Origin of the sequence: Virgibacillus sp. NKC19-16, assembly GCF_021560035.1 — a bacterium.
GTDB lineage: Bacteria > Bacillota > Bacilli > Bacillales > Amphibacillaceae > Virgibacillus_L > Virgibacillus_L salidurans.
Window position 1 is genome coordinate 949781 of the sequence record NZ_CP074373.1, and the last position, 14755, is coordinate 964535.

At 40.3% G+C, this 14755-nt stretch carries 13 protein-coding genes and 1 pseudogene; 9 read left to right on the plus strand and 5 right to left on the minus strand.

Annotation, left to right across the window (positions count from 1 at the left end; translation table 11 throughout):
• Nucleotides 1–29: 29 nt before the first annotated feature.
• The 4 genes and pseudogenes from KFZ58_RS05095 to mreBH form a co-directional block, all read right to left on the minus strand.
• Nucleotides 30–1475, minus strand: coding sequence for an NAD-dependent succinate-semialdehyde dehydrogenase (locus tag KFZ58_RS05095; RefSeq protein ID WP_235793749.1), 1446 nt, complete (start codon nt 1473–1475; stop codon nt 30–32).
• A gap of 79 nt (nt 1476–1554) precedes the next feature.
• Nucleotides 1555–2765: pseudogene (locus tag KFZ58_RS05100) on the minus strand (acyl-CoA dehydrogenase family protein).
• Between the two features lie 19 nt (nt 2766–2784).
• A complete protein-coding gene (locus KFZ58_RS05105; RefSeq protein WP_235793750.1) occupies nt 2785–3936 on the minus strand; it encodes a CaiB/BaiF CoA transferase family protein in 1152 nt (383 codons plus the stop codon).
• Nucleotides 3937–4324: 388 nt separating this feature from the next.
• Complete coding sequence (gene mreBH / locus KFZ58_RS05110; protein ID WP_235794667.1) at nt 4325–5332, minus strand: rod-share determining protein MreBH; 1008 nt, start codon at nt 5330–5332, stop codon at nt 4325–4327.
• Nucleotides 5333–5754: 422 nt separating this feature from the next.
• On the opposite strand from mreBH, the gene KFZ58_RS05115 reads away from it, so the two are divergent.
• The 7 genes from KFZ58_RS05115 (at nt 5755) to KFZ58_RS05145 (ending at nt 11651) form a co-directional block, all read left to right on the plus strand.
• The gene (locus KFZ58_RS05115) at nt 5755–6819 is read left to right on the plus strand and encodes a CAP domain-containing protein (RefSeq protein WP_235793751.1); all 1065 of its coding nucleotides are present in this window, start codon (nt 5755–5757) and stop codon (nt 6817–6819) included.
• Between the two features lie 163 nt (nt 6820–6982).
• Nucleotides 6983–7978: a glutaminase gene (locus tag KFZ58_RS05120; RefSeq protein WP_235793752.1), complete on the plus strand. Its 996-nt coding sequence runs from the start codon at nt 6983–6985 to the stop codon at nt 7976–7978.
• A 15-nt stretch (nt 7979–7993) separates the two neighbouring features.
• On the plus strand, nt 7994–8668 hold the full coding sequence (locus KFZ58_RS05125; RefSeq protein ID WP_235793753.1) for an SOS response-associated peptidase: 675 nt from the start codon (nt 7994–7996) through the stop codon (nt 8666–8668).
• 60 nt (nt 8669–8728) lie between these two features.
• Nucleotides 8729–9028 (plus strand): YtxH domain-containing protein, encoded by a 300-nt coding sequence (locus KFZ58_RS05130; RefSeq protein ID WP_235793754.1) that lies wholly within the window; start codon nt 8729–8731, stop codon nt 9026–9028.
• A gap of 21 nt (nt 9029–9049) precedes the next feature.
• Complete coding sequence (locus tag KFZ58_RS05135) at nt 9050–9865, plus strand: YihY/virulence factor BrkB family protein (protein WP_235793755.1); 816 nt, start codon at nt 9050–9052, stop codon at nt 9863–9865.
• A 154-nt stretch (nt 9866–10019) separates the two neighbouring features.
• Nucleotides 10020–10892 (plus strand): transporter substrate-binding domain-containing protein, encoded by an 873-nt coding sequence (locus tag KFZ58_RS05140; protein ID WP_235793756.1) that lies wholly within the window; start codon nt 10020–10022, stop codon nt 10890–10892.
• A 75-nt stretch (nt 10893–10967) separates the two neighbouring features.
• The gene (locus tag KFZ58_RS05145) at nt 10968–11651 is read left to right on the plus strand and encodes an amino acid ABC transporter permease (protein ID WP_235793757.1); all 684 of its coding nucleotides are present in this window, start codon (nt 10968–10970) and stop codon (nt 11649–11651) included.
• A 452-nt stretch (nt 11652–12103) separates the two neighbouring features.
• On the opposite strand, the gene KFZ58_RS05150 is transcribed toward KFZ58_RS05145, so the two are convergent.
• A complete protein-coding gene (locus KFZ58_RS05150; protein WP_235793758.1) occupies nt 12104–13258 on the minus strand; it encodes an MFS transporter in 1155 nt (384 codons plus the stop codon).
• A 157-nt stretch (nt 13259–13415) separates the two neighbouring features.
• Between KFZ58_RS05150 and KFZ58_RS05155 the strand changes: the two genes are divergently transcribed.
• Entirely contained in the window at nt 13416–13808 is a 393-nt protein-coding gene (locus KFZ58_RS05155; protein ID WP_235793759.1) for an OsmC family protein, read from the plus strand.
• A gap of 63 nt (nt 13809–13871) precedes the next feature.
• Nucleotides 13872–14678 carry a YfkD famly protein gene (locus tag KFZ58_RS05160; protein ID WP_235793760.1) on the plus strand — a complete coding sequence of 269 codons (807 nt, stop codon included), beginning with the start codon at nt 13872–13874 and terminating at the stop codon, nt 14676–14678.
• Nucleotides 14679–14755 lie beyond the last annotated feature (77 nt).

Below are 14755 nucleotides of genomic sequence, written 5' to 3' on the forward strand. Positions count from 1 at the left end.
CCGATAGCGTCACCATCCTCTTGCGTTCACTATCCAATTCCAATCGAAACAAATTTCATTTCCAAAAATTCCTCCATCCCATAATGCCCGCCTTCTTTGCCGTTTCCGGATTGTTTTATCCCGCCAAATGGAGCCTCTGCAACGGCAGGGAAGACATCATTCACACCAACAATTCCATATTCTAATTTCTCAGAAGCGCGGATGGCTCGGTTTGTATTTTCTGTAAAAATATAGGCTGCTAATCCGTAATCTGTATCATTTGCCTTTTGTAAAACTTCCGTCTCATCGCTAAATGTTTGTACGGGTATAATTGGGTCAAATGTTTCCTCATTCATAATTAGCATGTCATCTGAAATATCTGTCAGAACAGTAGGTTTATAGAAATAGCCTTCTAGATTGCCTTCCCATTCTGCGCCGCCAAGAACCACCTGTGCACCTTTTCCGACTGCATCCCTCAGATGGGAGTGAACTTTTTCCGAAGCCTGTTCATTAATTAATGGTCCAAGCTCAACCCCTTCTTCAAAACCGGAGCCGATTTTTAATTGAGACACCTTTTCTGTAAGCATTGCGGTAAATTGATCTGCTATTGATTCATGGACATATAAACGATTCGTGCAAATACAGGTTTGCCCATTGTTTCTAAACTTGCTGGCCAGTACAAGGCTTGTGGCTTTATCGATATCCGCATCTTCAAAAACAACGCTGGGTGCATGACCACCAAGTTCAAGTGACAGCTTTTTCACATGTTCTGCGCTTTCCTGCATCAGGTATTTTCCAACTGCAGTAGAGCCTGTAAATGTAAGTAAGCGTACTTCTTTACTTTTGAGCATTGCATTCCCGATTTCTTGAGCGTCCCCGGTTACTAGATTAATAACACCTTCTGGCATGCCGGCGCGTTCGAAAATCTTTACAATTTCAATGGCTGACAAGGGAGTTTCCGGTGCGGGTTTCAATACAACCGTACAACCGGCTGCTAATGCTGGCCCAATTTTTCGGGTGATCATGGATGACGGGAAATTCCACGGGGTAATAGCACCAACAACACCAACAGGTTGTGGAATGACAAGCATTCGTTTTGACTTAATGGAAGAGGGAATCCACTCCCCGTAACCTCTGCTCGCTTCTTCTGAATACCATAATAAAAAGTTGGCAGCGCCCTTTACCTCACCAATTCCTTCTTTTAAAGGCTTTCCTTGCTCTGTTGTTAAAATTTCCCCTAAGCGCTCTGCATCTTCAGACATCAGTTCATATGCTTTATACAGAATGCGTGACCGCTCACGCCCGGTTAATTCGCTCCAGCCAGGAAATGCTTTTGACGCAGCCTGAATTGCTTCTTCTGTAACACGTGAGCCACCATCTGCAACCTCTGTGATCGGCTCAAGTGTAGCAGGATTATAAACCGCTACTCCCTTGCCGTCATCAACCTCTTTCCATTTACCATCAATAAAAATGATTTTCGTTGACTTTTCAAACATGTCTGAACCCTCCCTTTTCCATAAGGATATCGCATCTAACAAACATTTATCAATTTATTAGATGCGAAAAATGAAAAAATTACTCTACCGTTACATGCTTTTCAAAATCCCAAGCCGGGAGCATTTTATTTAACTGTTTATCCTGACGATAGCCTAACACATATTCTGCCTGCATTATGGTATGAATCTCACGGGTTCCTTCATAAATGACAGGAGCTTTGGAATTGCGCAGGTAACGTTCAACCGGGTATTCATCCGAATAGCCGTATGCTCCATGAATCTGAACAGCATCATCAGCGGCTTTATTGGCAAAATCACATGCCTGCCATTTTGCGAGTGATGTCTCCCTTGTGTTTCGCACGCCTTGATTTTTCAATTCGCCGGCGCGATATACGAGAAGGCGGCTCATTTGAAATCCTGCTTCCATTTTTGCGATCATTTGCTGTACAAGTTGATGCTTGCCGATTTCTGTGCCGAAAGTTTCGCGTTCATGACTGTATTTTACACTGGCTTCCAAGCATGCCATGATCTGTCCAACTGCTCCTGCAGCCACCGTGAAACGGCCATTATCGAGTGCGGCCATCGCAATTTTAAATCCTTCTCCTTCTTCGCCAAGCAGATTTTCCTTAGGTACTTTAATATGGTCAAAAAATATCTCGCCAGTGTTACCAGCACGAATACCGTGTTTTCCTTTCGTAGCTTTGGAAGAAAAGCCTTCCCACGAGCGCTCCACAATAAATGCGGAAATCCCTTTATGTTTTGCAGATCTGTCTTTCGTATAGGCAAAAACGATAAAATGATCAGCTGTATCACATAGAGAAATCCACGTTTTTTGGCCATTTAATATATAGTAATCTCCCTCTTTAACAGCGGTTGACTGTAGTGCGGAGACATCCGAACCTGCTGCGGGCTCTGTCAGTCCATAAGCACCAAGTTTTTCACCCTTTGCTTGGGGGTGAGGTACTTTTTCTTCTGTTCTTCAGTGCCCCATTGCAGCAATGTCATGCTGTTCAAGCCTGTATGGACCGATACAGCAGTACGAAAAGTTGTGTCGCCTCGTTCGAGTTCCTCACATACAATCGCTAGGGAGTTGTAATCCATCCCGCTGCCACCATATTCTTCAGGAATACATACACCCATTAACCCAAGTTCACCAAGCTTTGTTATGATCTCAGGGTCGAATTTGCCCTCTCGATCCCAATCTGCTATATATGGAAAAATTTCTTTATCTGTGAAGCTTCTCACCGTATCGCGTAACATTTCCTGTTCTTCTGTAAAATTAAAATTCATCTTGTTCAGCTCCTTAAATTTATTTTTTAAATTCAAATCGTGTTACTATGTCTTCATTATGTTCACCTGCATCAGGCGGATGATGCCGGACCGTAACAGGGGTTCGTGATAGCTTCAGTGGACTTCCAATCATTTTTATTGCTCCTGCAGTGGGATGATGATATTCAATAAACATATTCCTAGCCTGTAATTGCGGATCATTTGCTACATCTTTAATCGTGTGAATTGGCCCGCATGGTATTTTGTTTTCCTGGCATTTTTTCTGCCAAAATGCTGTTGTATTTGTTAAAAAAACCTCCTGCAGTAATGGTACTAATGCCTCCCGATGCTGCACACGATCCGGATTCGTTTGAAATCTTTCATCCGTACTTAATTGGGGTTTTTCCAGAATGGTACATAACCTAGCGAATTGATTATCGTTTCCTACTGCGATGACCATCTCACCATCTAACGCCCGGAAGGTCTGGTATGGCACAATATTGGCATGATGATTTCCAAGAGCTGTAGGGACTTTTCCCGACATTAAATAATTACTGCCAACATTTACAAGCGAGCTCACTGCAGAATCATATAGCGACAGATCCAATTTCTGACCTTTGCCGGATAACGTTCGCTCAAGCAATGCCCCTTGAATCCCGATACAGGCATATAAACCTGTTAAAACATCCGTTATGGCTACTCCCAACTTTTGTGGTCCCGATTCTTCATCTCCTGTTATGCTCATTAATCCACTCATGGCTTGGATGATAAAATCATAGCCTGGCATGTCTTTGTGCGGCCCTGTTTCCCCGAAGCCGGTAATAGAACAATACACAATCCCAGGGTTTAGTTCGGTAAGTGTCTCATAATCCAACCCGAATCGTTTCATCGTGCCTGATTTAAAGTTATTAATAATGACATCACTTTCTTGAACAAGTGATTTAATAACTTCGATACCTTCATCTGATTTCAAATCAACAGTTATGCTTTTCTTATTCCGATTCGCGGAAAGGTAATAAGCACTCACGTCTTTTTGAAAAGGGGGGCCCCATTTACGCGTTTCATCACTCCCGCCCGGGGCTTCGACTTTAATTACTTCTGCCCCAAGATCGCCTAAAATCATCGTACAGTAAGGACCTGCGAGAACACGGGACAAATCCAGTACTCGAATATTCTCCAATGCACCAGTCATTTTCTCACTCCTTTCTTATATACTAAAAAAAGCCAGATCAAAGTGGATTACAGTCTTCCTGTAATTCCAAAATGAACTGGCTTTTACCTGTTGGAACAATTCTGGCATAGAACTGTGAACAGATTAGGCAGTATTTTAAATTGTTAGTGTTCATATGTGAGTGCGCTTTCATATGATTCATTATTTTAATTATACATTATTTTGAGTAATATGCAACTGTTTTTAGATAATAATATCTGAAAATCTGCAAAAGTGGCTAACATGGTAGCCATAAACAACCATGACGCCCCGAATCTTGTTTTTAATATAATTTTAATCAAAAAAGTAGTCCATTTTAAGGTACAACGTGACATTTTGTACTCTATAACTGAACTACTTATGTTAAAACTTATTTCGCTGCTTTTTGGAGTTTCCCGATCATTTTTATTGCTCGTCCAGTTCCGATTGCGACGGATTCAAGCGGATTTGGGGCAAGGTGTACCGGGACGATGATTTCATCGCTAAGCCATTCTTTCATTCCTTTTAACAAGGACCCGCCACCTGTTAGCACAATCCCATGATCGACAATGTCGCCACTTAATTCGGGTGGGCAATTTTCAAGCGTCGAGCGAACTGTTTCAAGGATTTGCTGTAATGATTCTTTCAGGGCAAAATAAATCTCCGTAGACGTAATGGTTATCGTTTTAGGTAATCCCGTTACCATGTCCCGTCCACGTATGTCCATTGTTTCCTCATCGTGAACCTCTAGTGCACATCCAATTTCCATTTTAATACTTTCTGCAGTTCGTTCGCCTATTAGAATGTTATAGTTTTTGCGAATATGCTGTATGATTTCTTCATCCATTCTGTCGCCGCCGGTGCGAACGGAATTGCAAGAAACAACCCCTCCAAATGAGATAATTCCTACTTCAGAAGTTCCGCCACCGATATCAACAATAACATTGGCTATAGGTTCATCGACAGGTAGGTCGGCCCCAATTGCAGCAGCAACAGGTTCTTCAATTAAATGCACCTGTTTAGCGCCGTAGCTTGATACTGCATTATGGATAGCGCGTCGTTCGACAGATGTACTTCCAGATGGCGTACAGACAACGACGGTCGGTTTACGCATGGACGATCCAACTTGCTTGCTTACTTTTTTCAAAAATTCTTTCAGCATTTGAGCCGTTACATCATAATCTGCAATAACCCCGTCACTTAATGGGCGTATTGGGACAATGTTCTGAGGTGTTTTCCCTACCATTTCCTTTGCTTCTGCTCCAACTGCTACTACTTGTTTTGTATGAATATCAATAGCCACAACAGACGGCTCATTTAAGACAATTCCTTTTGTTTTTGAATAGATTAGTATATTTGCAGTACCTAAATCGATTCCAATTTCTGCATTAGATAACATAGACATAGTTAGTGATCCTCCAATGATGTTTTCTTTCATATTCATTCTATCATATATGACAATTTGCGGGGGTATTTTTACTAGTTACACATTTTGGTAGTGTAACATCCATGTAAATACTATTAAAATAAAGCATACAGACCGGAATGGCAAGTAACAATCTGATTACAAATTTCGAGTCTTTGTAACAAAACCAGGTGTTTTTAAGAGATGTCAACAGCTATTTTGTTGTAATTTTTACCACTACATTGATTTTTTTCCTACATGTCTCATTTCAGGTTGTCTTAAAACGCCTAAAAATAGAAGAATTTAGTGGAAAATAATTCTATTTATCTAGTTTGGAAAAGGCTGCCATAAATATTACAAAAAACTCGTGCTATGATGATTTTGCAAAAACAAAAAACGAAGGAGTGTGCATTAGGATGTTTAAAAAAATAAGCATCGTTACAGCATTATCAGCCACATTATTTGTTGGCGGGGCTTTTCAAAATTCTGTAGATGCATCAGCTGATGCTGATCAATCACAAAACTTATCATATAACGTCTATTATTCTGTGAATGGAGTTTCGGGTACATTTTCAGGAAATAATATGAATGGACTTTTTAACAAAGTTCAAAGTGTTTTGGGGAATTTCAATTGGGACTTTAATCAAGTTCAGCAAGTTGACCAACCGAAACAAGAAGAAGTAGAAAAGCCAGAGCAAAAAGAAGAGCAACCGGCTAAAGAAGAACAGCCAGAACAGAAAGAAGAGCAACCGGCTAAAGAAGAACAGCCAGAACAGAAAGAAGAGCAACCAGCTAAAGAAGAACAGCCAGAACAGAAAGAAGAGCAACCAGCTAAAGAAGAACAGCCAGAACAGAAAGAAGAGCAACCAGCTAAAGAAGAACAACCAGAACAGAAAGAAGAGCAACCGGCTAAAGAAGAACAGCCAGAGCAAAAAGAAGAGCAACCAGCTAAAGAAGAACAACCAGAACAGAAAGAAGAGCAACCGGCTAAAGAAGAACAACCAGAACAAAAAGAAGAACAGCCGCAAGCATCAGCACCGGCTCCGCAACAACCAAATAATAATCAAGAACAGCAAAATCAAAGTCAAGAGCAATCACAACAGTTAAATCAATTTGAACAGGAAGTAGTAGAATTGACGAATGCAGAACGTGAAAAGCATGGTCTAAGTCCACTTGAGATTGATACCGAGCTAAGTAAAGTTGCTCGAGATAAATCACTTGATATGGCACAAAACAACTATTTTTCACATGATAGTCCAACTCATGGTTCTCCATTTGATATGATGCAAAGCTATGGAGTAGATTACCGTACTGCCGGTGAAAACATTGCGAAAGGCCAAACCTCACCAGAACAGGTTGTAAATGGCTGGATGAACAGTGATGGACACCGCGCTAATATTCTAAATGGTGACTTTACGCATATTGGTGTAGGCTACGTAGAACAGGGTAATCACTGGACACAACAATTTATTGGAAAATAAATAATAGATTAAGAGAGGCTAACTTCGGTTAGTCTCTCTTTTTATACGTAATACTTGCTACTTAGCCGCATTTCCTTTATATTTTGAGGGCAATAAAGGTATAATACAGGTGGAAGTGATACAATAGGCTTTTTACAAATAATACCAGCAGCGAGGTGTAGCAATGGTACAAGGAGCAACAAATTGGAATACAGAGTTAACACAGGAATGGTTGCAAAATTATGTAGATGACTGGGTATCCTTTTACAGGAAACATACCGTTGACGGAAACGTAGCATCCTATATTCCAATACTGCAGGAGGCGAACCGGGATCATTTAGGAATTTCGATTGTTGGTAAAAATGGTATGACGATACGTTCCGGCGATTTTGAGGTGCCATTCACCATACAAAGTATTTCCAAAGTGTTCAGCTTTATTGTTGCTTGTATGGGACGAGGCCTGTCCTATGTACTTGATCGTGTTGACGTTGAGCCAACAGGTGAAGCATTTAATTCGATTATGCATCTGGAAATGACACAGCTAAAAAAACCATTTAATCCCATGATTAATGCTGGTGCAATTACAGTTACATCCATGCTTGAGGGTAGAACCTCTGATGAAAAGCTAGAGCCTGTATTTCAGTTGTTGGAACGCATGCTTGATTATCGTCCGCACCTGAATGTAGATGCATACGAATCAGAAAGAGATTCATCCATGAGGAATCGAGCGATCGGGTATTATTTATTGGAAACTGGTTACTTGGAATCCGATCTTAATATCACGTTAGAGACATATTTTAAACAATGCTCCATTGAAGTTACCCTTGAGGATTTGGCCAGAATTGGTATGATCATTGCCAATGATGGGGAAGACCCAAATAATAAAGAAGAAATTATACCACGTCAGGTAGCCCGACTTGCTAAAGCGTTAATGCTGACATGCGGGATGTATGATGCGTCCGGGAAATTTGCTGCGTATGTTGGTGTACCTGCTAAGAGCGGTGTTTCCGGTGGGATCATTGCATTATCACCACCACGCGTTCGTGATGAGGAATTACCTTTTGTTACCGGATGCGGGATCGGTGTATATGGCCCGGCTTTAGATGATAAAGGGAACAGTATTGCCGGTATTCGATTACTTCGGCATATTGCTAACCAGTGGGATTTGAGTTTATTTTAAGAGTGAGGTGATGTTATGTGTGGACGGTATACATTGCTTGCGGATGAATTGGAAACTTTGCAGGAATTTGGGTTGGAGAAGGAAATTAATTCGTATCAGCCTAGCTATAATATTGCGCCTGGTCAAAATGTGCTGGCAATTATTCATGATGGCAAAGCGAAACGGGCAGGCTATTTGCGCTGGGGGCTCGTTCCTTCATGGGCAAATGATGAGAAAATTGGTTATAAAATGATTAACGCAAGAAGTGAAACAGCTCATGAAAAGATGAGCTTTAAAAAATTGATGTCCAGAAAAAGATGTTTGATTGTTGCAGACAGCTTTTATGAATGGCAGAAAACAGATAGCGGAAAACAACCAAAGCGAATCCAGCCAGCGGATAGAAAATTATTCACCTTTGCAGGTCTTTGGGATAAGTGGGAACAAGGAGAAAAGGAAATTTTTACATGTACCATTTTGACAAAAGAAGCAAATGGTTTCATGCAGGATATTCATCATCGCATGCCAATTATTTTACCGAAAAACAAAGAAGATGACTGGATCACACCAACTCAAAAGTCTCCGTCACAAGCGCATGAATTCTTACAAACAATAAAAGATGATGAATTAACAGCTTACGATGTAGGGACTTATGTTAATGCTGCGAAAAATAATGATGCAACATGTATTGAGCCGATTACAAAAGGAAATTAATACATAATTCCTGTATAATATAAAGGAAAAGATACTATATGCTAAAAGGAGAGAATACAAATGAGTAAGCGTAAATTATTTCTAGGAGTTGTCACAGGTGCCGTTGTTGGGGGTTTGGTTACATTGTTTGACAGAGAAACAAGACATTATGCAAAAAATAAACTAACAACGGTAAAATCAGGGACAACCTATATGGTGAAAAATCCGTCCGAAACAGTACATAATATGCGTGTAGCTTTAAATAAGCTTAATGATAATTTATCTAGTGGCTCTTCCAATCTGATGAATGCATTAGAGCAAGTAGAAGGTTCCTTGGAGAAAGTTTCAACTAAAAGTGAAAGCAAAAAAGAACTAGAATAAAATAAAGAAGGGAGAGTGGGTATGAAAAGAGCAGTGGGATTTGCGAAAAACGTATATCAACGAATTATGGATGATGATATTATGGGTTTGGCTGCACAACTGGCTTACTTTTTTCTATTATCCCTTTTCCCATTTTTAATGTTTTTATTAACATTAGTTGGTTATTTGCCAATCGAAGAAAGTCGGGTTATTGCTGCAATCACAAATTATGCACCAGCGCAAATATCGGATTTAATCAACGCAAATGTTAGTCAATTGATCAATCAACAAAATGGAGGTTTATTGTCGATAGGGATTATAGGTACGCTTTGGGCTGCATCTAACGCGATTAATGCACTCACGAGAGCTTTAAATAAGGCATATGAAGTGGAAGAAGATCGTATGTTTATTGTTTCCAGATTAATTGCTATCGTATTGACGATTGCGATGATCCTTGTAATTTGTATAGCTTTCTTGCTGCCAGTTTTCGGTCAGGTGATCGGGGAGTCGATATTTTCACTTTTCGGTTTATCTGAAGGTTTTCTAGCTGTGTGGGAAGCACTGCGTTGGCTTGTATCTTCCATTATATTTTTTGTTGTATTCGTTGCCCTGTATAAGCTGGCGCCGAATATAAAAGTTTATTTTAGAAATGTTATCTGGGGAGCGTTATTCTCTACAATCAGCTGGCAATTGGTATCCCTGGGTTTTTCTTTTTATGTCAACAACATGGCTAATTACTCAGCAACATATGGCAGTCTTGGTGCTGTTATCGTTTTAATGATATGGCTTTATATTTCTGGAATTATCATTATGACAGGTGGTGTGATTAACGCCGTTATCAGGAAGAATTTAGCGTAAATAGCTGGCCGAATGGTCAGCTATTTTTGTATGGTCTCTTTTGGCAGTTAAATGGAATCCAAAATGAATCCTAAATATAGACCTAGCACTATAAATCTGTTACTATAATTATTAAGTTTTTTATATAACAGATATTTTTAAGGGGGTCTATAGTTTGCGGAGTCTAAAGTTATTGCTTAGTATTTTGGTGTCAGTAGCCGTTTTAAGTGCTTGTGGTAATACGGACGAAAGTGATACAGGAAATGGCGAAGAAAATAATACAGATGAAAAATGGGAAGAAATACAGGATGCTGGAGAGATTGTTGTAGGGACAGCCGGTACATTATTTCCAGCTTCTTATTATGAAGGAGAAGAGGGAAATCAGGATCAACTTACAGGGTATAATGTAGAAGTTGCCCGCGCGATTGGTGATCGTTTAGGTTTAGAAACCAATTTTGAAATAATGGGCTTTGATTCCATGTTAACTGCCCTGGACACAGGCCGTGTTGATATGATTCAAGCAGGCCCAAGGGAAGAAAGTAGAGGAAAATTTGGGTTTAGTGACCCTGTTAAATACTCGTATTCCACGATGGTTGTTCGTTCAGATGACCACTCCGGAATAGAAACACTGGAAGATATAGAAGGGAAAAAAGCGGGTGGAGCAGCTACGACTGTCTATAGTGATATTGCCAGGGAGTTTGGTGCAGAAGTGGCTACATATGGAAATGCTCCAAATGAAGCTTACTTAAGGGATGTGAATAATGGAAGAACAGACTTCGTGATTAATGATTATTATTTACAAAGCTTGGGCTTAACCGAATTTCCAGAGTTCGATATTGAAATACACCCGGATTTAAAATTTCACTCTACAACAAATAATGTGGTAGTAGATAAAGAGGCTGACGTGTTCTTAGAAAACGTAAATGAAGCTATTGCTGATATGAAAGAAGATGGTACGCTTACTGAAATATCAGAGGAATTTTTTGAAGGTAAGGATGTTTCTAAAGAACCAGAAGAGGATATTGTCGAAATTGAAGGTATCGAATAAAATTTAGAGCAAGACTTGCAATAGGAAGAAGACATTGAAGAAGTAAAAGGATTAGAACTATAGGGAGAATTGCTAATGGACTTTAATGGGTTTGATTTCGGTGGTTTATTTGATGTTGAACTGGCTTTGGAAAGCTTGCCTTTTATTCTTGAAGGGATCCCAATGACACTTCTTGTAGCTATTGTGGGGATGGCGATCGGGCTTGTACTGGGACTGTTATTGGCTTTAGCACGTAGTTCGAAGCGAGTTGTACTTCGCTGGCCAGCGCGTCTATATATATCATTTATGCGCGGAACGCCAATGCTTGTATTTTTGTTTATATTATATTTTGGGCTGCCTGTTGTTGGGATAGAACTCACAGCAGTAATGGCAGCATCCCTCGGATTTGGTTTAAACAGTGCCGCGTACATTGCTGAAATCGATCGTTCCGCCTTGAACAGTATCGACAACGGGCAATGGGAATCAGCGAGAGCTTTGAATATAAGCTACTGGCCAACATTGCGAACAATCATATTGCCTCAAGCAACAAGAATAGCAATCCCTCCATTGACCAGTGTGTTCATGGATGTCGTTAAGGGAACTTCCTTAGCAGCGGTAATTACAGTGCCGGAGCTTTTTCAAAAAACACAGATTGTTGCTGGAAGAGAATTTGATGCAATGACAATGTATGTCTTGGTCGCTTTGATTTATTGGCCGATATGTATATTGATCGGCTTCATGCAGGATCGATTGGAATTAAGATATAGCAGGTTTTTGTAAATCGAAAAGACACTCAGGTTGCGTGAGTGTCTTTTTGCTTAGCTCTTTTTGTGAGTATTGTTGCTTTTTAAATCTTCGCAGTTGATATAAAATGCGACTTAGCATACCGCTACGGAAATACACTACGCTTTCCGCGGGCGGCTGCTGAGCCTCCTTGTGCTGGCGCACGGCGGAGTCTCACCTAGGCCTCTGCTCCCGCAGGAGTCTCCGTGTATTTCCTTCGCTAGCATTGGCGTACTATATATTATTCGTGTAATACTAGTCAGGGATCGTTCCGGGCAGTCGACTCCTGCGGGAACAGCACGTGTCCGAAGACCCCGCAGCGGTGGTTTTCCGCGAGGAGGCTGAGGCCGTGCCCGCGGAAAGCGACTGCCCGGAACGATCCCGGACGGCGGCGAGTATTGGATATAATGTCGCAGTTTGGTATTTGTTGTGTCAAAAGCAACAATCTTTTAGAAAACAGCCTTTTGTTTAAAATAAATCGCCACAATAATAATCACCAGTACTGCCACAATCAAATAAAAGAAAGAAATACCTGGGAAAAGCTCCACATACCAGCCGCCGAGTAGGGGGCCGCTAATACTTCCTAAGCTGAACGTGATTCCTACCATCAGATTGCCTGCAGGAAGTAAATTTCCTGGCAGTAAGTCGGTCATGTAGGAGATTCCCAGTGAAAATAGCGAGCCGACAAACATCCCTGCCAATGTAAACAATATAAACAAAGCAACCACAGATGATTCTAAAGCTGCAGCCAACGCAAAACAAGCCGTTCCTGCGGTTAAAACAAAAAGAAGAATGGTCCTTCGTCCAAACCGATCACTTAACATTCCTAATGGCAGCTGTGTAATGAGACTTCCTGCAGCAAAGCAAGGAATAATTAATGATAACATACCGACATCATGACCGATCCGTATCCCATAAATCGGGAAAATACTATGCAGCGATGCTTCGAGAAATCCGTAGCCAAATCCTGGCAGGAGCGCTACCCAGGCTATTTTTCCTGTTTGAAGGAATCTCCCAATGGAATTTGTAGTACTAACTGTATCAATATCCCTCTCTGGCCATTTATTGCGTACAAATAGCATCGATGACCATACAAGTATGCTAAGAATTGCTGATACGATAAAAGGAAGGGCTTCATTTACCGCCAATAATTGCGTCATCAGAGGTCCGAGTGCGAAACCTAAACCAAAAAACATCCCGTAATAAGCAATGCTCCTGCCCCTTGTTTCTTTTGTTGCAGCTGTGGTGATCCAAGTCTGTGTGCCAAAGTGCAGCATTTGATCCCCGATACCAACTGTCACACGAAGGATAAACCAAAACCATAGGGCTTCCCATAACGGAAATAGCGTCAAGGAAATAAATACAAGCATACCACCAACGATGATGATTGGCTTGAATCCGAATCGCTGCATTGGTTTTTCCATAAATGGAGAAGCTATAAGTACACCAATATATAAGCCGGTAGCATGAAGGCCATTGACCGAAGATGGGACACCATTTTGTTCCAAAATAATCGACAAAAGCGGTAGTAACATCCCTTGTGAAAAGCCGGAAATAGTTACAAGCGCAATTAATATCCAGAATCTAGTTTTTGCAGATACCATTTTGTTCATCCGTTCATTTCGTCATTTGCATGATTCTAATTTAATTGCTTTCGTCTGGAAGGTCAATGCTTAGAAACTGTTATTTGATAAAATTTAGGTTATTATAGAATCAATAATGGAAATATATAAGGACAAGCATAAAAATGGAGGGGATAACATGGAACTTTATCTAAAAGAAAATGGCATGCGAGCAGATTTGAATTATGGTGAACTAACTGTTTCGGGAAATGAGGATTATGGATTCCGACCATTTCAGCTAATGGTAGCGTCTATTGCTGGCTGCAGCGGATCCGTATTTCGTAAAATTTTGGAAAAACAACGTACTGAAATTGAAGATCTGATTATTAATGCAGAGGTTGTCAGAAATCCGGAAGAAGCAAATCGAATTGAAGAAATTTCCTTGGTTTTCACGGTGAAAGGCTATAATCTTGACCCGGAAAAACTTTATAAAAACCTGGAAATATCCCGAAAAAACTGTTCTATGGTTCGCTCTGTAGAGGATAGTATCAAAATTAAAGAGCGTATCGAAAGTATTGAATTAAGCAGGTAAAAAATCAAGGTATAATATTCATGTATCCGAAAAAGCTATAGGAAAAGGAAAGGAATGGGATACATGAAGAAAAGAAGTAATTATGCAATTGTAATAATTGTATGCTTTTACGCCTTTTTATTACCGGTAATTAGTTTTGCTGAAGAAAAGGAAGAGGATAAGACGGACGATCCCTTTGAACCCCCTGCTCACGTTCTCACGATATCGAAGGAAAATACATTTCCTAATTCAGGTGAGGATCAAGAGGTCATTGAGCCAAGCGAATTAACGCAGGAATTAATTGATGAACTCGATATCCCGATTGAAAATCCTGAATTAATTAAGATGCTTAATGAGACATCCTTAGATCCATCCCCAATTGCATTTGGCTATCGTGGAATGGTCTATGTTGGAAGATGGCCGCTCAATTATGAGTCAACGGAAACAACCGTTAATTGGGAGTATCAGGGAATAAACACGAATGAACTTAATAATTTGGGCGGGGACACCGATCAGGAAATGAATTACGTACAACAAGAGGATAAGGAAATAAAAGGTGCGCTTACGAATAAAATTTCTGATCCTGAAGATGTGAAAAAGATGATGTTATTAAAATCAGAAGAAAAGACAGAGCTACCACTTTCCTATGAGACAACAATTGGAAAAAATACAAAGAAGGATAATTCATATAATGTTCCTGTCGAAAAACAAGCCGAATTACAAGCATATGCCCCGGCTGTAAGCGAAAAAGGGCAAGTGACCTTTGGTGAAGTTTATATTCAATTAAAAGGATCGAACAAGTCCATCGCTATCAAAAACGTAACAAAACAGGGTATCGGTTCGTGGATACCAATTCAGGACCATATTTCCTTCTCGTTCCAGTTGAAATAGGACTATTCGAAAAAGAGCCCTTGTATCTTGAAAGGGCTCTTTTTACATATATTAAGACGTAAATTACTGCACATAAA